The 18,724-nt window shown below is 38.6% G+C and carries 16 protein-coding genes; 5 read left to right on the top strand and 11 right to left on the bottom strand.

Annotated features, from left to right (window positions below):
* Nucleotides 1-2: 2 nt before the first annotated feature.
* From ACE1EF_RS06445 to ACE1EF_RS06400, 10 genes are all read right to left on the bottom strand, one after another.
* A complete protein-coding gene (locus tag ACE1EF_RS06445) occupies nucleotides 3-806 on the bottom strand; it encodes a polysaccharide biosynthesis/export family protein (protein WP_375719810.1) in 804 nt (267 codons plus the stop codon).
* A 29-nt stretch (nucleotides 807-835) separates the two neighbouring features.
* Nucleotides 836-2,236, bottom strand: a complete 1,401-nt coding sequence (locus tag ACE1EF_RS06440) for a sugar transferase (protein WP_375719809.1) — start codon at nucleotides 2,234-2,236, stop codon at nucleotides 836-838.
* Nucleotides 2,237-2,422: 186 nt separating this feature from the next.
* Nucleotides 2,423-2,689, bottom strand: a complete 267-nt coding sequence (locus ACE1EF_RS06435; RefSeq protein ID WP_375719808.1) for a transposase — start codon at nucleotides 2,687-2,689, stop codon at nucleotides 2,423-2,425.
* A 739-nt stretch (nucleotides 2,690-3,428) separates the two neighbouring features.
* Nucleotides 3,429-4,199 (bottom strand): tryptophan synthase subunit alpha, encoded by a 771-nt coding sequence (gene trpA, locus ACE1EF_RS06430; RefSeq protein WP_375719807.1) that lies wholly within the window; start codon nucleotides 4,197-4,199, stop codon nucleotides 3,429-3,431.
* A gap of 9 nt (nucleotides 4,200-4,208) precedes the next feature.
* A complete protein-coding gene (gene trpB / locus ACE1EF_RS06425; protein WP_375719806.1) occupies nucleotides 4,209-5,417 on the bottom strand; it encodes a tryptophan synthase subunit beta in 1,209 nt (402 codons plus the stop codon).
* A 40-nt stretch (nucleotides 5,418-5,457) separates the two neighbouring features.
* Complete coding sequence (locus ACE1EF_RS06420; RefSeq protein ID WP_375719805.1) at nucleotides 5,458-6,102, bottom strand: phosphoribosylanthranilate isomerase; 645 nt, start codon at nucleotides 6,100-6,102, stop codon at nucleotides 5,458-5,460.
* Between the two features lie 343 nt (nucleotides 6,103-6,445).
* Nucleotides 6,446-7,252: an indole-3-glycerol phosphate synthase TrpC gene (trpC, locus tag ACE1EF_RS06415; protein ID WP_375719804.1), complete on the bottom strand. Its 807-nt coding sequence runs from the start codon at nucleotides 7,250-7,252 to the stop codon at nucleotides 6,446-6,448.
* 2 nt (nucleotides 7,253-7,254) lie between these two features.
* The gene (trpD, locus tag ACE1EF_RS06410) at nucleotides 7,255-8,241 is read right to left on the bottom strand and encodes an anthranilate phosphoribosyltransferase (RefSeq protein ID WP_375719803.1); all 987 of its coding nucleotides are present in this window, start codon (nucleotides 8,239-8,241) and stop codon (nucleotides 7,255-7,257) included.
* 1 nt (nucleotide 8,242) lies between these two features.
* Nucleotides 8,243-8,815, bottom strand: coding sequence for an anthranilate synthase component II (locus ACE1EF_RS06405; RefSeq protein ID WP_375719802.1), 573 nt, complete (start codon nucleotides 8,813-8,815; stop codon nucleotides 8,243-8,245).
* A 92-nt stretch (nucleotides 8,816-8,907) separates the two neighbouring features.
* Nucleotides 8,908-10,323 (bottom strand): anthranilate synthase component I family protein, encoded by a 1,416-nt coding sequence (locus ACE1EF_RS06400; protein WP_375719801.1) that lies wholly within the window; start codon nucleotides 10,321-10,323, stop codon nucleotides 8,908-8,910.
* A gap of 498 nt (nucleotides 10,324-10,821) precedes the next feature.
* Between ACE1EF_RS06400 and rho the strand changes: the two genes are divergently transcribed.
* The 5 genes from rho (at nucleotide 10,822) to tamL (ending at nucleotide 17,480) form a co-directional block, all read left to right on the top strand.
* A complete protein-coding gene (gene rho / locus ACE1EF_RS06395) occupies nucleotides 10,822-12,552 on the top strand; it encodes a transcription termination factor Rho (protein WP_375719800.1) in 1,731 nt (576 codons plus the stop codon).
* 66 nt (nucleotides 12,553-12,618) lie between these two features.
* Complete coding sequence (gene murB / locus ACE1EF_RS06390) at nucleotides 12,619-13,626, top strand: UDP-N-acetylmuramate dehydrogenase (protein WP_375719799.1); 1,008 nt, start codon at nucleotides 12,619-12,621, stop codon at nucleotides 13,624-13,626.
* Nucleotides 13,627-13,632: 6 nt separating this feature from the next.
* Entirely contained in the window at nucleotides 13,633-14,664 is a 1,032-nt protein-coding gene (gene thiL, locus ACE1EF_RS06385; protein WP_375719798.1) for a thiamine-phosphate kinase, read from the top strand.
* An 8-nt stretch (nucleotides 14,665-14,672) separates the two neighbouring features.
* Nucleotides 14,673-15,143: a DUF4268 domain-containing protein gene (locus tag ACE1EF_RS06380; RefSeq protein ID WP_375719797.1), complete on the top strand. Its 471-nt coding sequence runs from the start codon at nucleotides 14,673-14,675 to the stop codon at nucleotides 15,141-15,143.
* A gap of 48 nt (nucleotides 15,144-15,191) precedes the next feature.
* Complete coding sequence (gene tamL, locus ACE1EF_RS06375; protein WP_375719796.1) at nucleotides 15,192-17,480, top strand: translocation and assembly module lipoprotein TamL; 2,289 nt, start codon at nucleotides 15,192-15,194, stop codon at nucleotides 17,478-17,480.
* A 1-nt stretch (nucleotide 17,481) separates the two neighbouring features.
* Here the strand turns inward: tamL and ACE1EF_RS06370 are convergent, their stop codons facing one another.
* Nucleotides 17,482-18,708 carry an aminotransferase class I/II-fold pyridoxal phosphate-dependent enzyme gene (locus ACE1EF_RS06370; RefSeq protein WP_375719795.1) on the bottom strand — a complete coding sequence of 409 codons (1,227 nt, stop codon included), beginning with the start codon at nucleotides 18,706-18,708 and terminating at the stop codon, nucleotides 17,482-17,484.
* Nucleotides 18,709-18,724 lie beyond the last annotated feature (16 nt).

The raw sequence follows: 18,724 nt of genomic DNA, 5'->3' as shown, positions 1-18,724 counted from the left end.
AATTAGAATCTTGTCGGTTGGTAAAGGATTTGTAAACCTAAAAGTGTTGTGATTGTAGTTATAAAAAGTGAATATGTTTGAAGGTTTAAATCAATCTTTTTGTTTAGCCCGGGCTTAATATAGATTTCATCAGATGGAAATAGATAATATGCATCTGATTTTAATACGTTTTTATTGGTAAGATCAAGGATATATGTTCGCACACTATTATTTGATTTTCTAAAGACGCAAACATTACTTAAGGATGCATTATCAGTAATACCTCCTGCTTGGCTGATTGCATCAATTATATTAATTTTCCCTTGATAATTATAATAGATTCCAGGGTTTTTGACCTCTCCGTTAATAGTAATTCTAAAACTTAGTAGTTTAACACTTACTATAGGTTCTTTCAGATACTCAAGTGATATTTTCTGAACTTTTTGTTTGATTTCATCAATTGACAGTCCAGAAACTTTAATGTCTCCTAAGATTGGAAGTACTATAGTACCTGCTGAATCAACCTGATACCCATTAATAAACTGTGATACAAGGTCACCGTACATTTGTTGGGTTCCGGTCATATAACCACCAACTTGTCCGGAAGGACTAAAAAGTTGATTAACTTCAGGATCTAACGTTTTAATACTAACATAAATATTGTCTAACGGACGAATTTTGTAATCATATACGGCATCAGAATTTGATAAGATTTCATATTCTTCATTAGATAGCTTTTGAAAAAACGTAATATCCTTAGTTGATCTGCATGAAAATAAAAGAATAAATAAGGCACTTAAAAGAGGTAATTTTATGAATCTTTTCATCTCGGTATATAATTAATTATTAATTAAATCTACTGTCCATCTCCGGTTAATACAACCTTTACGGTTTTAAGAAGAATAATGAAATCTAGTTTTAGAGACCAGTTATCTATATACTGCATATCCATCTTCATCCATTCATGGAAAGGTATATTATTTCGACCTGAAACCTGCCAGATACAGGTGATACCCGGTTTCATACTTAAACGCCTTGACTGCCATCTTTCATACTGTTTCACTTCTGATGGGATTGGTGGTCTTGGTCCTACTATAGACATATCTCCCCGTAAAACATTAATAAATTGAGGAAGTTCATCAAGGGATGTTTTCCGTAAAAACTGTCCAATTCTGGTAATTCTGGGATCATTTTTAATTTTAAAAACAGGACCTTCCTGCTCGTTCATGTGCATCAATTTTGCCTTCAGCTCTTCGGCATTCGTCACCATGGTTCTGAACTTAAGGCAGTTAAAATGTCTTCCATGTAAGCCCATTCTTTTTTGCTTAAAGAATACCGGTCCTCCATCCAGCTTGATTAAAGCGCTAATGATCAACAATAATGGTGACACAAGAATTAACACCAGACCTGAAATTATTATATCACTTAAGGCCTTTACTTTTAGTGCCAGATAATTATCAGGCGTATTTCTAAACGTTAAAAATGGCATCTGACTTAAATAAGATACTTTTGACTGCATCTTTACAAAACTCAAAAGTTGGGATTGCATTCTGAAAATTACACCCACCTCCGCACAGGTATAAATATAATTTTGAATTTCGTTCTGATCAAAATAACTTTTACAGTAAATAACTTCTTCAATGGCAACATTATCTATGATTTCTGAGAGATCCGATTTTGGGATATATATTTTACAGTCTTTCTTATATTTTCTTATAATCTCTGAATCTTCAGTCATAATTCCGTAAACTTTATATCCCCAGTCAGGAATATGCATTAATCTTTCTATAAAGTAATCGGAATGTTCATCAGCGATTAACAAAACTAATCTGGTATTATAACCTCTTCTTCTGAAAAATTTCATAGTTGAATAAAGAAAAAACTTGAAGGTAAAGAGGGATAGTAAGTTTATTAATGCAAAAATTCCAAGAACTCCTCTTGAAATTGTTTCAAAATGTAAAAGAACTATGGCTGTATACAGTATTAAGTTTGCTACCATTAAGGCTGTAAAGTATTCAAGGAACAGTGTTGAATACATTTTAAAACGAAGGATTTTTCCAAGACCAAACTGATCAAGAATAATAAACCAAACGAGAATAACCAATATAGTAAGATATTGGTAGTCCGTAACATCTTTAGGCAGAGGACGAATAAACTTATCAGAAAGCCAGTGTGCAGCGATAAAAGTTGCGACCGTTATCAGAACCTGAATAAAGACGCTGGTTTTTTCCAGTATGGGTTCACGTTCTTTAATCATGATGACAATATTTTAAGTTATATTGAGGATTAAGGATATTAAAACAGTAAGATCTGTCAGTTTTTAAACTAACGTAAGGGGTCATTCGCAAATTTAGCATTTTATTATAAATAACAATCACTTGAGTTGGTTATTAACAATTTGACAATTAATGCGTTTAAAACAGATTGCCATAGTTGATTTAAATTATGACAACTTCTCCAGTTTTTTACGTAAAGTCATATTTTCCAGACTCAGTTCTGCAAACATGCGTTTAAGTCTGTCATTTTCTTCTTCCAGTTCCAGTATTCTGCAACTTTCAGCCAGATTCAGACCTTCATATTTCTTTTTCCAGTTGTAAAAAGTAGCCATGCTGATGTTATACTTTTTAAGGATCTCCTGGACAGATAAACCGACCTCGTGTTCACGCAGGATCTTTTTAATCTTTGACTGAGGAAATTTTGGTTTATTCATGTTATTATCTTTATTGTAAGAGGTTTTTTGTTGATTTTAAGCCTGAAATTTCATGAAAAGACACAGGCAAGCCTACTGTCAGTCACATTTTCGTTCTTTTATTCTGACAAAATAATTTATGGGAGCCAAACAGTTTGATTTACAATTGAGTCAAGCCCCGTGACTGCAATCGTAGATTAGCATTAATTCTAAAAACAAATTTAGAGTACAACAGTTCGTCAATCAATTGGTGATACTACTGAAATCAGTGAAAAATTCATAGTAGGGAAAATACCCATTGTCATGATTTTAAATAACAGTATAACAGTGCAATAATACAATATTAATAAACTGTTTCAGATGCATTATATTAAATATGTTACATATATAGAAAAGCAAATATGTAGTTTAAATGTGGTTTAAATAAGAATTATATACCATGTTTATTTTAGAATTTAAGAATTAATTTCTAATAAAGCTAAATTGTAATATTTGTAAATGCCAGTAAAATAGATGGTTATGTGTGTCTATATAATTTAGAGTTGTATTGGTAAAATTTTACTTTAATTCAATTTTACATGTTTTAATAATCGCAATATTAGCGTGTTAAGTTATAATTCTAAGTTGTAGGTAGGGAGGCAGAGAAATTTAAATTTCCCTAATAGCCGGTAGTTGACATGATTAGTATTTGGAAGGTCAGGTTTGCTTAAACCTTCAGGTATCAAACAACAAAAGAGTTAAATGTTTATGAACAGATGCTCTACACGATGTTCTTTATAAATGTTTTGATATTCTGTTCAAGGCTCCCTTCCTCTTCCATGGCTTTGATAAAAGCACTCCCGATGATCGCCCCATTGGCATACCTACAGGCATTTTCAAAGCTTTTCTTGTCTTTTATGCCAAAGCCTATCAGACGTGGTGTGTTCAGGTTTAGATCGGCAATACGTTTAAAATATGCATTTTGCTGGTCGTTAATTCCCGATTTTGTTCCTGTTGTTGAGGCAGAGGAAACCATATATATGAATCCACGGGATATTTCATCAATTTGCCGGATACGGATATCACTGGTCTGCGGAGTAATTAAAAAGATATTATGCAGATTATATTCTTGAAAAAGAGCTCGAAACTCCCTTTGATATTCATTCAGCGGCAGATCAGGAAGAATGAGTCCGTCAATGCCTGCTTCATAGCATTTTCTGGCAAAACGTTCAAGACCATATTTGAAAACCGGATTCAGGTAACCCATGAGTAACAGCGGAATGCTCACTGACTTACGAATTTCCATTAGCTGCTCAAAAAGGAGATTCAGGTTCATCCCGTTTTTCAGGGCTTGCTCACTGGTTTTCTGAATTACAGGACCGTCTGCCAGTGGATCACTGAATGGCATTCCGATTTCAATCATATCCGCTCCTGAGGTTTCCAGTTCCCGGATGATCTTTGCAGTATCGTTCAGATTTGGATGTCCGGCTGTAAAAAATACAGATAGTATGTTGTTTTGCTTTTCCTGAAAAAGCTGATCAATTCTGTTCATTGTTTCAAATTAAAGGAGGTTTCTTTTTTTCATTTCATCCATATATGCTTCCATGTCTTTGTCTCCGCGGCCTGAAATTGTTATTACAACTGTTTCATCCGGGCCAAACTTTTTTAGGTCAAGTGCTGCAAGTGCGTGTGCAGACTCCAGGGCAGGAATGATGCCTTCAATCTCAGTTAAAGTAAAGGCGGCATTCAGAGCATCCTGATCTGTTGCACTTAAAAACTCGGCTCTTCCACTTTTAAAAAGGTGTGAATGCAGTGGACCGATGCCGGGATAATCCAGTCCGGCTGATATGGAATATGGTTCAATAATTTGTCCGTCATCGTTCTGCATCAGCAGTGTTTTACTTCCATGTATAATGCCGGTTTCTCCTGTTTTTGTGGTTGCAGCAGTTTCTCCGGAATCAATACCAAGTCCTGCAGCTTCTACGGCAATAAGATTGACATCCGTATCGTTGAGAAAATGATAAAATGATCCGGCTGCATTACTTCCACCGCCTACACATGCGATGACATGATCCGGTTTTTCACTGCCGGTTTTTTCTTTTAGTTGCCACCGGATTTCTTCACTGATTACAGACTGAAACAAGGCAACCATATCGGGATAGGGGTGTGGCCCTACAACGGAACCAATGAGATAATATGTATCTTCCGGGTTGTTGATCCAGTCACGTATTGCTTCATTGGTAGCGTCTTTAAGCGTTTTATTTCCACAGGTTGCTGCTTTGACTTCGGCGCCCAGCATTTTCATACGTGCAACATTCGGCGCCTGACGTTTGATGTCGGTTTCACCCATATAAACTATGCACTGTAGTCCCATTAAGGCACAAACTGTAGCCGTAGCTACACCATGCTGACCGGCACCGGTTTCTGCAATGATACGGTTTTTACCCATGTGTCTCGCCAGTAATATCTGACCAATGGTATTATTAAGTTTATGTGAGCCGGTATGGTTAAGATCTTCTCTTTTAAGATATACCCTTGTGTTATATTTCCTGCTCAGATTTTTAGCGTAATATAGCGGACTTGGTCTGCCTGCATAATCCTTTTGTAATTCTGCAAACTCTGACTGAAATGCTTCTGAAAATATTACATTTTCATAGGTTTCAATAAGTTGGTCGATATTGGGTTGCAGCATTTCGGGTATATATGCACCCCCGAATTCGCCATAAAAGCCCTCCTGATTCGCCAGATATTTTGATTGTACTCTTCTCATTTTATATTTCTTATGTAATCAATGGTTCATTATAAGGGTATTAAAAATTCCATTTTGGTTCATTCATCCTGATATTTGTTACAAAAGTAGTGAGTTGCTTAACATCTTTAAATCCTGGTTCAATTTCAAATTTGCTATTCAAATCCAATGCATAAATATTCAGATTGCTAAGACCGGAAATTACAGATTCGTCACCGGGACCTATTCCGCCACTCAGAAAGATTGGCTTGCTATTATTATACCGGTTTAGAATGTTCCAGTCAAATTTCTTTCCGCTTCCTCCGTATGCGGAAGTTTTAGTGTCAAACAAAAAATAGTCGCAACTTAACTCATATGATTTCAACTGCTTGAAATCAAAGTCTTCATCAATCCGGAAAGCTTTAATTATGATAAAACCCAGATCACGTAACCGGTCGCAGAATTGCGGTGATTCTTCTCCATGAAGCTGAAATGCTGTCAGGTCATATATCTTAGCCAAATCCAGAATGTTTTCAAATGTTTCATTCACAAAAACTCCCGTCTTAATGATTGATGGGGGCAATGATACCAGAATTTCAGGATTGAGTTTACCGACCACGTAACGCGGAGATTTTGGATAAAATATAAAACCCATCAAGTCCGGATTTAATGCGGCAACATCTTTAATGTTGTCCTTATATAGCATTCCACATACCTTAATTTTCATTTTTTAAATTTTAGAATCAAGTATCAGGTATCAACATTTATATTTAATGATTGGCTAAAGCGATAAATCATCTTAAAAAATTCTAAATAATTGTTCATTATTTCAATTTAACTCAATTAAGATTTAATTCGACTGTAATGGTTTTATCCGCTTAAAAATTCCCTCCCGAATTTCATTGGGACACCCCCTTTTTCTAAGGGGGACGTCGAAACCAGCAATTTTTGTGTAAATGTCCTCCTTGCTCGAAAGGAGGTGGTCCTGACGTTAGTCGGGGCCGGAGGATTTTAAAACATTATGATTTATTTTATGCCGCATTCTCGTTAATTTATCTTGATCCCGATAGCTATCGGGATTGTGTCCTGATACCTGTGTCTTTTATACATTTAATGAAATCAATACAAGCTTGCCCCGGATCATTGGTTTTCATGAAATTTTCGCCAATGAGAAAACCTTCAAAACCAAATTGTTTCAGGTATTGAATGTTCCTTATATCGCTGATTCCACTTTCGGCTACCTTAACACAATTCTCGGGAATAAACTTTCCTACTTCAACCGATGTTTCAATATTAACCTCAAAGGTTTTAAGGTTTCTGTTGTTGACACCGACAATTTCGATGATTGGATCGTATTTTTCAAGTTCTTCAGTATTATGAACCTCAAACAGAACTTCAAGGCCAAGGGAGTATGCATACTGAGCCAGCGACTTTATCTCATCTTTCTCAAGAATAGCAGCTATTAACAATATGGCACTTGCCCCTATTGCGCGGGCTTCCAGAATTTGAAACGGATCAATAATAAAGTCTTTTCTAAGAATTGGGATCGTTGTTACATCGCGTGCATCGGTGAGGTCCTGTGCGGTTCCTCCGAAAAATGCTTTGTCGGTTAGAACCGAAATAGCACTGGCGCCTGCTTGTTCGTAATTTCGGGTTACGTCCTGAACCTTTGCAGTTCCGTTTATCAATCCTTTAGAAGGAGACATGCGTTTGTATTCGCAAATAATACCTGATTTATCCGGGTTTTCCAGAAATGCTTTCAGGGATGGAACCGGTTTTGGGCTGATGCTGTTTTTTAGCTGCTTTTCTGAAATCATGACCTTTTTCTCAGCCACTTCAACCTTTTTATTGGCTACTATTTTGTCAAGAATATTCATAACTAATTTGTAATCTGTTTTAGTGCATGCAGTGCCCTGCCACCCATAAGCGAAGTTCTTGCATCTTCAATGCAGGTTTCAAGTGACTTCTCAGGTCTGATACATTTCAGGGCCATTCCCGCATTGGATAATACCGCATTATTTTGGGCTTCAGTTCCGTTACCATTCAATACAGAACTGAATATCTCTGCAGCCTCTGTAACAGAATTTCCACCAAATAGTTCCTCTTCTTTTAGCTGCCTGAACCCCAAATCTTCCGGACGAAGCACCTCTTCCGTATGATTTGTTGTAAGTTTGAAATCCCCGGTTAGTGAAATTTCATCGTATCCATCGAGGGAATGTACAATGATATAGTTTTTATCTGTTTGTTGTAAGATGTAATTGTACATGCGCATGGTTTCAAGATTATAGACACCGGCAAGCTGGTTTTGTGGTTTTGACGGGTTTATAACCGGTCCCAGGACATTGAAAAAAGTTTTCATGCCCAGTTCACGTCTGATAGGAGCTACAGTTTTCATCGCCGGGTGAAATAAAGGCGCATGAAAAAAACAGATGTTGTGTTTATCGATCTGCCTTCTTAGTTTGTCGGTATCATTTGTGAATTTGTATCCAAAGTGTTCCATTACATTGCTTGATCCGCAGGAAGATGACACGCTGTAATTTCCATGCTTCGCTACCTTTTCTCCGGCACCGGCAACCACCAGTGAGGATAATGTTGAAATGTTAAAGGTGTTTTTGCTGTCACCTCCGGTTCCGCACAAATCTATGGTATTGAATTCACTGAAGTCAACGGGGAGACACAATTCCTGCAGGGTTTCGCGAAAACCACTCAACTCATCAACCGTAATGGAACGCATCATAAAGACGGTGAGAAAAGCTGCAATTTGCGAGTTGTTAACTTCCCCTTTTGAAATGGCGAAAAGTGCCTCTTTTGCTTCTTTTTTTGTCAGCGTCTGATGTTCTGCAAGTCTTTGTAGTATTTTTTTCATCTCAGCAATTTTCTAACCAGTTTTTAATCATTTTTTTGCCTTCAGGTGTCAGGATTGATTCCGGATGAAACTGCACCCCACGAACGTTGTGTGTCAAATGGCGGATTCCCATGATTGCACCTTTATCGTCAACAGATGTGATGCGCATCTCTTTGGGAAGATCTTCCTTGCTCACAACCCAGGAGTGGTAACGTCCGGCTTCGAATTCCTCCGAAACATTTTTGTAAAGCAATTCTTCTTTATCCGTGACATGCATGGTAGTGGATACTCCGTGATACACCTTATTCAGGTTGTATATGCTTCCGCCATACACTTCTGCGATAGCCTGACAACCCAGGCAAACACCAAAAATAGATTTGCTTTCGCCCCATTTTTTTATCAGGGGCTTTAGTATACCTGCTTCATCAGGAATACCTGGTCCGGGAGAAAGAAGGATTTTGTCATACTTTTCAACTTCCTCAACAGTGATCTGATCATTTCTGATAACATCAACCTGGTGAGTACACAATTCTTTTAAATAATGTACCAGATTGTATGTAAAACTGTCGTAATTATCAAGTACTAATATTTTCATTTTTTGATAATTTATATATTTAATATCGTATCAAGTATCAAGTATCAGTCCCGATAGCTATCGGGATTGTGTCCTGATACCTGTGTCTCTGATTATATTTCTTTCGCAATTTCAATGGCTTTTTTTAATGCGCCAAGTTTGTTATTCACTTCGTTAAGTTCGCTTTCCTCTTGCGACTCAGAAACAATTCCGGCACCAGCCTGATAAAATAAAGTGTTATTCTTGCATAGAAAAGACCGGATCATAATGGCATGGTTCACATCTCCACTGAATCCTAAAAACCCAATTGCTCCTCCGTAATAACCTCTTGCTTCTGGTTCATATTTATCAATAAGCTCCATGGCCTTATATTTGGGAGCACCGGAGAGCGTTCCTGCCGGAAATGTGTTCCCTAAAACTTCAATGGGATTTGTGCCTTTATTCAGTTTCCCACTTACCTCTGAAACCAGGTGTAAAACATGTGAATAATACTGTACTTCGCGATAGGTTTCAACTGTAACATGATCCGAATTACGACTCAGATCATTTCGCGCCAGGTCTACCAGCATAACATGTTCAGCATTTTCCTTTTCATCCTTACAGAGTTGGTCGGCCAATAAACGGTCCTGTTCATCATTTCCTGTGCGTTTAAATGTTCCTGCTATCGGATTGATGATCGCTGTGCCCTTCTCAACTTTTATTTCCGCTTCAGGTGATGATCCGAAAATTTTGTAACCACCGAAATCAAAATAGAAGAGGTAAGGAGAAGGATTTATGTTGCGCAACGCACGGTATACATTAAACTCGTCGCCTTTGAATTTTTGAGAGAACCTGCGTGATAAGACGATCTGAAATACGTCTCCTCTGAAACAATGAGCTTTGCCGTGGGATACGTTTTTCATATATTCCTGATCCGTCAGATTTGATATTTCATCCATCGACGGGTAGAATTTATGTGCCCCCAGTTTTTTATCATTCAGGATCACTTTAATTCTGTCCAGAGTTCTTTCCTCACCTTCCCGGAGATTTTCAGTCAGGTATATCCGGTTATTGAAATGATCGAAAGTAATGATGTACCTATAAAAGAAATAGCGCATTTCAGGAATATGATAACCTTCCGGTTCGGGAGAGTTAAATGTGATGTTTTCGAAATACTGAACCGCATCATAAGCACTGTACCCAAATATACCATTATTGTTCATGTCCTCACCAAGTCTGAATATATTGAATGAATCCAGGAAGGTTTTAAGTTCATCAACAACACGGGTTGTTTCACTGATTTCCTTATTGAGTTTTGAACCGTCGGCAAAAACCATTGTAATCTTGTTACGGTCTACCTCAAATCCACCCCTTACATCAAAGCAAATAAAACTGCGGCTGTTACGGTTTCCATGATAATCCGAGCTTTCAAGCAGTGATGTATTGGGAAACTTGTCCCGGAGTTTAAGATAAATGCTAACAGGAGTTTCCGTGTCGGTGATTCCTGCAGGCAGAGCCTGTGTATGTGCTAAAATCTTTATTGATTTCATGTATTTTGTGATTTTATGATCAAAAAAAAGACCTGCCGGGAATTCCGACAGGTCTTATATTATTTACATAGAATGACCAGCTTATTTCCCGGATTTAAGAAATAGTCTGTGCCACCACCATGTATTGTTTTCGAATAATATCATTATTGCTTGTTTCTTCTGCAAATGTAAAACATTTTTTAATAAAACAAAACAAACCGGTTTTATCCGGGTGAAAAACTGATAATTATCATGTGGCAGTACAACCATAAACAAAATGTTAATCAGAGTGTTATTAAGGTATTGTAACGTGAAAATATGGTTACAACAAATAAGTTTTGTTAAACCTTATTTCAAAATCCTGCAGGTTGCTAAAAAAGTTTTGCACAATTGTTAAATTGCTTTATATTTGCACCCACAGGACTACAACGTTTTTGATTCAAACTCACAACGTTTTTCTAAGATAATCATATAAGTTTTATTTATCCTTTCATTTACTAGTGATATAATCATTTAATTATGTACGACATTATTGAGTTAAGCAATAAGCTTTTACCAGATTTGAGGGCAATTGCGAAAGACCTGGATATCAAAAGTGTTGAAAAATACAGGAAACAGGATTTGATATACAAAATTCTGGATGTTCAGGCTGTTAAAGCTTCTGAAGGTTCAGGAGCTGATGCAGATAAGAAGCAGAGACCCAGAAGAACCAGGATTAAGGTTTCCGGAGAAGCTGCTGCATCTGCTACTTCCGAAGGTAAATTTGTGAAGCGGAATGCTGCTAAACCAGAAGACGAAAAAAACACCAAAGAAGAAAAAGATACCAGTAAACCTGTCATCAATACACGCCAGGAATCTCAGAATAACGGAGACTATAAAAGCGCTCCCAAGGTTGAGAAAAAGAGAGAAATTACAACTTCATCTTTTAAAAAGGCCAATAAAGAAAAGCAGACAACCGGTAATAATAAACCACAGCCATGGCAACAGAACGGTGATAACAAGAGCCGTCAGCAAAATAATAACGGGAATGGTAATGGGAACGGCAATGGCGGTTATCAACAAAATAAACCAGCAGCTCCCAAAGAGAAAAAGCAGGATTTGCCCGACGGACTGGATAAGAATTTTGAATTCGATGGCATCATTTCAAGTTCAGGTGTTCTGGAAATCATGCAGGACGGATACGGATTCCTGCGTTCTTCAGATTACAACTATCTGAATTCCCCGGATGATATTTATGTGTCTCAGTCGCAGATAAAACTGTTCGGACTTAAAACCGGTGACACCATAAGCGGTACGATTCGTCCTCCCAAGGAAGGTGAAAAGTATTTTCCATTAATCAAGATCAGTACAATAAACGGACGTCTGCCGGATGAGATTCGTGACCGGGTTCCGTTTGATCATCTGACTCCCTTATTTCCTAATGAGAAGTTTAATCTCTGCGGAGGTAAACATTCAACAATCTCGGCCAGGGTAGTCGATATGTTTTCTCCGATTGGTAAAGGGCAGCGTGGTTTGATTGTGGCTCAGCCTAAAACAGGTAAAACCGTTTTACTGAAAGATATTGCAAATGCCATTTCAGAGAACAATCCGGAAGTATATCTATTGATCCTTTTGATTGATGAACGTCCTGAAGAGGTGACAGATATGGCAAGAAGCGTGAATGCGGAAGTTATTGCATCTACTTTTGATGAACCAGCTGACCGGCATGTAAAAGTGGCTAATATTGTACTGGAAAAAGCAAAACGCATGGTTGAGTGCGGTCATGACGTGGTGATACTTCTGGATTCAATTACCCGTCTGGCCCGCGCATACAATACCGTGGCTCCTGCATCGGGGAAAGTATTATCCGGTGGTGTTGATGCCAATGCATTACATAAACCGAAACGGTTCTTTGGAGCAGCACGTAATATAGAAGAAGGAGGCTCACTGACCATTCTTGCAACAGCACTGACTGAGACAGGCTCTAAAATGGACGATGTTATCTTTGAAGAGTTCAAAGGAACAGGTAATATGGAGCTGCAGCTTGATCGCAAACTATCGAACCGTCGTATTTTCCCTTCTGTGGATATTATTGCATCAAGTACTCGTCGCGAAGACCTGCTGCTTGATTCTGAATTCATGAACAGGATGTGGATCTTGCGTAAGTTCTTAAGCGATATGACTTCCCTGGAAGCAATGGAATTTCTGAAAGACAGACTGGTAAAAACGACCAGCAACGAAGAATTTCTTATTACAATGAATCAGGGATAATATACCACATAATGACATTAAAGGTCTGCTCTCAGGGGCAGACTTTTCTGTATATAATACTTTAGTATGTTACATCGTAATTATTCCTTAAAACAATACAATACATTTGGTTTAAATGCTACCGCCAATTATTTTTTTGAGTATGAGGCGGTGCATGAACTGGTGGATTTTCTGGCAGAGACAGACTTAAAATCACATCAGGTCTTTTTTCTTGGTGGCGGTAGCAATGTGCTGTTTACCGGGAATTTTACCGGATTGATTTTATATTCCGGAATTGCTGGTAAAGAGATTGTTTATGAAGATCATGATTATGCTTACGTAAGGGTTGGAGCAGGCGAGGATTGGGATAGCTTTGTCCAATGGTGCGTTGAAAACGAGTATGGCGGGGTGGAGAATCTGTCACTAATTCCGGGACATGTTGGTGCAGCACCGGTTCAGAATATCGGCGCTTACGGCGTTGAAGCCAAAGATGTGATTGATGTGGTGGAAGCCGTAAATTTTGAAACGGGGAAGATCTGTAAGTTTTTAAACAGTGAATGCGAGTTTGGTTACAGGGACAGTATCTTTAAAAATGCATTTAAAAACAAGTATATCGTCACAAGGGTAACCTTTAAACTGTCTAAAAAACCGGTGTTTGTCCTGAACTACGGCAATGTTTCAAATTACCTGCATGATAAATATGGTGATCCGACTCTGGAAAACATCAGAAAAACGATCATTGCGATCAGGGAGAGTAAGTTGCCCGATCCTTCCCGAACCGGAAATGCAGGCAGTTTTTTTAAAAATCCTGTGGTAACAGATGATGTGTTCAAAATGTTGAAGGAGCAAAATCCGGATATCCCTTCATACGAAGTTGATGGAGGATTCAAGATTCCTGCTGCATGGTTAATTGATCAGTGTAATCTGAAAGGATATACTTCAGGAGGGGCGAAGGTTCATGATAAACAGCCACTGGTTATTGTCAACACAGGTGATGCTACAGCTGCCGATATTTTAGCACTATCGGATCATGTTAGAAAAAAAGTAGAAGATAATTTTGGAATAATACTTCATCCTGAAGTGATATTTATCTGAAAAGTTATGGCGGAAAAAAGAAGCATAAAAGACCTTGGAGAATTTGGTTTAATAGATCATCTGACCAATGATATATCTCCCAAACATGCATCAACAGTAAAAGGAATTGGAGATGATGCTGCTGTTTTGGATTATAAGGATAAACAGGTTGTGGTAACCACTGACCTTCTGCTTGAAGGCATACATTTTGATCTTGTATATACGCCGCTGAAGCATCTTGGGTATAAAGCCGTAATTGTAAACCTGTCAGATGTTATTGCCATGAATGCCCGGCCAAAGCAAATAACGGTTTCACTGGGCATCTCCTCGCGGTTTACGCTTGAAATGATTGAAGATATTTATGCTGGCATAAGACTGGCATGCGAAAAGTACGAGGTGGATCTGATAGGTGGTGATACCTCTGCATCATTAACAGGCCTGACCATCAGCATTACATGTATCGGAGAAGGAGAAAAGGATAAACTGGTGTACCGGTCAGGAGCAAAAGATACGGATATTATCTGTGTAACCGGTGATCTTGGTGCGGCTTATATGGGGCTTCAGCTTCTGGAACGTGAGAAAAAGGTGTTGGCCGATGTAAAAGGAGCCCAACCTGATTTTGACGGATATGAATATGTTCTCGAAAAGCAATTGAAGCCTGAAATCAGGCTGGACATCATAACCCAGCTTCATGAAAAAGGGATCCCTTTGAGTTCGATGATGGATATTTCAGACGGTTTATCCTCCGAATTGCTCCATATCTGTAAACAATCCGAATGTGGTTGCCGGATTTATGAGGACCGCATACCTATTGATTATCAAACGGCTAAGCTGGCAGAAGAATTTAACATGAACCTGGTCACTGCTGCACTGAACGGAGGGGAGGATTATGAGCTGCTCTTTACAGTACCGTTGGATTTCTATGAGAAAGTAGTTATGATTGAAGGCGTAAAAGTAATTGGTCATATCACAAAACCAGATGCGGGTGCATTCATGGTAACCAGAGGTGAACAGGAAATTGCTTTAATTGCACAGGGCTGGAACAGCATGGCTGAATAAACGTACGGATGTTTAGCAAGGAAGAAGAAAAAGCAATTAAACTGGAGTTCTGGCAGGAGTTCAATACTTACTGCAGGAATCATCCTGACCTCAGGAAACGGAAGGTCCCTTTTGTTTTACATAATACCGGTATAAACCATGTGGATCTTAAATTTGATGTAGCTAGGGACTGGATCAGGGTAGCTGTTGAGGTTAATCACCGGAATCAGGATCGCAGGCTGGATGTTTATGAATACGTGGAGGCTTTTAAAGTAATACTGGAACAGGACCTTGATAATGTAATCTGGAATTTTGCATTCATACGGGAGAACGGGCAGGAAGTAGGAAGAGCCTATGTGGAAAGAAGAGATGTTGATTTTTTAAATCCGGCAGACTGGCCTGAAATATTTAAGTTTATGGCAGATAAAATGATTATCCTGCAACGTAATTTTTTTGAAATAAGAGATACTTTAAAACAACAATTACGTTCTGTTATGTAAGGCTTAGGCATTAATAATTTCATTATTTTTACAAAAAAACTGTCGGGTTTGAGACCACAATACATCTGGATATTATTCTTTGTTTTGTTGTTAGGTGCATGCAATCCAACCAGGTATGTTCCTGAAAACGAGTATTTGTTGAGTGATGTAAAGATAAATTCCGATGAACTTGAGATGAATCCATCGGACCTCAAACCTTACCTTAAGCAGAAACCCAACCTGAAAATTTTAGGTCTTTTTAAATTCCATCTCGGCTTATACAACATGTCCGGAACCAATATGGACAGATGGTATAACAGATGGTTGCGCCGCATTGGAGAAGAACCGGTCATTTATGATGAATTTCTGGTTGAAAGATCTTCGCGTGAACTGCAAAAATACCTTAATAACAAGGGATATCTGTATGCCGAAGTAGAGGATACCACTATTTTTTACGAAAAAAAGCATAAAGCAAAGGTTGTTTTCGATGTAACCCCTAACCAGCCTTTTACAATTGCAGATCACAATGTCAGGATTTCGGATCCGCATATTAAAACCATAGTAGATGCCGATTCATCCAATACACTGATTAATGAAGGAGATAATTTTGATATTGATGTACTGAACAGGGAACGGGACCGGATTACCGGTTTACTGCGACAAAAAGGATATTACAATTTCTCACGGGATTATATCTATTATATGGCCGACAGCAGCATTCAGCCGCTCAGCATTGTGGATACACTTGTTCTGCGTAATCCTACCATCGTAAATGCGCTGAACCAAAGGGTGGAAGCCACGCATTTGCAGTATACCATACGTGATATTTATTTTATTACCGATTTTGATCCGCAAAAAGCATTAAAGGAACCGGTTGCATATTACAGCTCATTTGATACGATAGAATACAACGGACTTAAGATATTGTATAAGGATAAACTGAAAATTAAGCCATTGATCCTGTCTATCAATAACCTGATTAAGCGTGGTGAGCTTTTTAATTACCGAAATGTGGAAAGGACCCATGCCTTGCTGGCAGCTATCCCCATCATTAAATATGTGAATATCAGGTTTAACGAGAATAAGACCATAGAACCAACACTTGACTGTTTAATCCAGATCACTTACGCCAAGTCTCAGGGCTACTCTGTAGATATTGAAGGGACCAACCAGTCAGGAAATATTGGTGCTGCACTCAATCTGGGGTATAACCATAAGAACCTTTTTAAAGGCGGAGAGATGTTTAACGCCAAATTTAGTATTGCACGGGAAACCCAGACCGGATTAAAAGACAAAACTGCTTTTAACTCCGATGAATTAGGTCTTGAAACATCATTATTGTATCCCCGTTTTCTCTTTCCGCTTCTAAGCGGTTATTTTAAGGATAATATTAAATCGAATACGAATTTTAAAGGATCCTATAACTTTCAGCGAAGGCCGGATTACGAACGGTATATCGCCAGTATCGGAACGCAGTATAATTTAAAAAACAAAAGCAACTGGAGTCATCAGTTTATCTTTCCGGATCTGAATTATGTGAGTATTCCGTTTATGACAGATACATTCCGGCAGTATATTGATACAACGTTTTTGAAATACAGCTACGAAAACCATGTTATTCTGGGCGCAGGTTATAATATCACGTTTAATGATCAGGATGAAAGAAACTACCGGGATTCGAAATACTTCAGGTTTGGGATTGAAAGTTCGGGTAATTTCATGTATCTGTATGATCGGATTGCAGGTATGCCGCGCCTCGAAAACAGCTATAACTTTCTGGGGATAAAGTATTCTCAATATCTTAAATTTGACCTGGAAGGAACCTATAACAGAAGAATTGACGAAAAGAATGCAGTTGTTTACCATGCTGCATTCGGTGTTGGCGTTCCATACGGAAACAGTGATGTACTGCCATTTGAAAAGCGGTACTTTGGCGGCGGTGCCAATGGAGTAAGAGGTTGGCAGGTAAGGCAGTTAGGACCGGGTATATTTGATGATGCCCGGACAATTTATATGAATAAAACCGGTGATGTTAAGCTGCAGTTCAACCTGGAATACCGTTTTAAATTGATTTGGGTTATTGAAGGAGCAATGTTTGCTGATGTAGGCAATATATGGACCATACGGGATTATTATGAAGATCAGCCCGGTGGGGTGTTTAAATTCAACAGTTTTTATCAGCAACTGGCAATGGCTTATGGTATCGGCGCCAGGCTTGACTTTGGTTTTTTTGTATTTCGTCTTGATCTGGGAATAAAAGGTTACGATCCGGCGAAACCAGCAAGCAGCCGTTGGGTTAGTTCGCCATCTTACAGAAACGACATGGCCCTGCATCTGGCAATTGGTTACCCATTCTGATTCAGGATAATGCCTGTCGGATATCCTCAATCAAATCAGCACTACTCTCAATTCCAACCGACAAGCGCATCATGGTTGGTCTAATGCCCATGTCCTGTCTTTTTTCATCCGGAAATTCACAATAAATGGTAGACCAGGGATGAATAATCAGCGATTTATTGTCGTTAAGGTTTGTCGCCCTGCGAATAATCTTCAGCTTATTCATAAACCGGAAACACTCTTCTTCAGATCCAAGGTCGAAAGTCATGATGGTTCCCGGCACGCCATTGAAATATTTTTGCGCCAGAACATAGTATTCAGACGATTTTAAACCGGGATAATCCACTCGTTTAATTCCCGGATTTGCCTCCAGAAAATCTCCGATCTTCAGACAGTTTTCGAAACATCGTTCAAGTCTCAGTTCGAGTATATCAAGACCCTGAATCTGGTAATGCGCTGTTTGGGGTGACATACATGGCCCCATGTTCCTGAAAATATTTTTTCTCAGTTTAGCTGCAAATGCATTTTGGCCAAATTTTTCGGCATAATCCTTCAGGTTAGGATTTTTATTCCAGTTGAATGTTCCGTTATCAATTACCACTCCTCCAACAGACGTGGCTCCTCCGGAAATATACTTGGTTGTAGACATAACCTCAACATCAACACCATGATCAAGCGAAGAAAACACGTTGGGCGGTGTCAATGTACTGTCAACAATCAGAATAATGCCGTTCTCCCTGGCAACTTTTGAGATCATCATGAAATCCGGTATTTCAAGTTGCGGATTGGTGACCGATTCAAGGTAAATCAACCTGGTTTTTGCATCTAATTTAGATAGTATATCAGATGCACTTTTAAGATTTGCAATCCTGTTTTCAATTCCAAATGACTTAATGGTCTGATTAAAAAATGCATAGGTATGGCCAAAAAGATTTGACCCGGAAATGATGTTATCTCCTGCAGCACATAAAGTAAAAATGGTTGTGGAAATAGCGGCCATTCCTGATGCCATTGCGATGGCCTGATGGCTGTTCGTAAGTGTCTTAAGCTTCAGTTCCAGGTATTCAGTTGTAGGATTTCCTGTTCTGCTGTAGGCATGAGCAGGCAGCTTACCCTGAAAATTAGCTGCAATATCCTCTGATGTATCAAATTCAAATGCAACAGCATTATATACCGGCATTTGCAATGCGTTGTAAGGTTCTTCCTTCGGATAATCCACATTTAGGGATCTGGTTGTAAAACTTTTCATGTTTTAATCTTTTAAG

The sequence above is a fragment of the Quyinboa sediminis genome (assembly GCF_042219855.1).
In the GTDB taxonomy this organism is placed as follows: domain Bacteria; phylum Bacteroidota; class Bacteroidia; order Bacteroidales; family UBA5342; genus JBHJHP01.
This window is presented reverse-complemented; position numbering and strand designations above follow the sequence as displayed.

Excerpts from the sequence above, each read along its gene's own strand:
- ACE1EF_RS06435 (WP_375719808.1), bottom strand. The coding sequence starts at position 2,689 with ATGAATAAACCAAAATTTCCTCAGTCAAAGATTAAAAAGATCCTGCGT.
- trpA (WP_375719807.1), bottom strand. The coding sequence starts at position 4,199 with ATGAACAGAATTGATCAGCTTTTTCAGGAAAAGCAAAACAACATACTA.
- rho (WP_375719800.1), top strand. The coding sequence starts at position 10,822 with ATGTACGACATTATTGAGTTAAGCAATAAGCTTTTACCAGATTTGAGG.
- ACE1EF_RS06370 (WP_375719795.1), bottom strand. The coding sequence starts at position 18,708 with ATGAAAAGTTTTACAACCAGATCCCTAAATGTGGATTATCCGAAGGAA.
- trpC (WP_375719804.1), bottom strand. The coding sequence starts at position 7,252 with ATGAATATTCTTGACAAAATAGTAGCCAATAAAAAGGTTGAAGTGGCT.
- murB (WP_375719799.1), top strand. The coding sequence starts at position 12,619 with ATGTTACATCGTAATTATTCCTTAAAACAATACAATACATTTGGTTTA.
- trpB (WP_375719806.1), bottom strand. The coding sequence starts at position 5,417 with ATGAGAAGAGTACAATCAAAATATCTGGCGAATCAGGAGGGCTTTTAT.
- thiL (WP_375719798.1), top strand. The coding sequence starts at position 13,633 with ATGGCGGAAAAAAGAAGCATAAAAGACCTTGGAGAATTTGGTTTAATA.
- ACE1EF_RS06420 (WP_375719805.1), bottom strand. The coding sequence starts at position 6,102 with ATGAAAATTAAGGTATGTGGAATGCTATATAAGGACAACATTAAAGAT.
- ACE1EF_RS06380 (WP_375719797.1), top strand. The coding sequence starts at position 14,673 with ATGTTTAGCAAGGAAGAAGAAAAAGCAATTAAACTGGAGTTCTGGCAG.
- ACE1EF_RS06405 (WP_375719802.1), bottom strand. The coding sequence starts at position 8,815 with ATGAAAATATTAGTACTTGATAATTACGACAGTTTTACATACAATCTG.
- trpD (WP_375719803.1), bottom strand. The coding sequence starts at position 8,241 with ATGAAAAAAATACTACAAAGACTTGCAGAACATCAGACGCTGACAAAA.
- ACE1EF_RS06445 (WP_375719810.1), bottom strand. The coding sequence starts at position 806 with ATGAAAAGATTCATAAAATTACCTCTTTTAAGTGCCTTATTTATTCTT.
- ACE1EF_RS06400 (WP_375719801.1), bottom strand. The coding sequence starts at position 10,323 with ATGAAATCAATAAAGATTTTAGCACATACACAGGCTCTGCCTGCAGGA.
- ACE1EF_RS06440 (WP_375719809.1), bottom strand. The coding sequence starts at position 2,236 with ATGATTAAAGAACGTGAACCCATACTGGAAAAAACCAGCGTCTTTATT.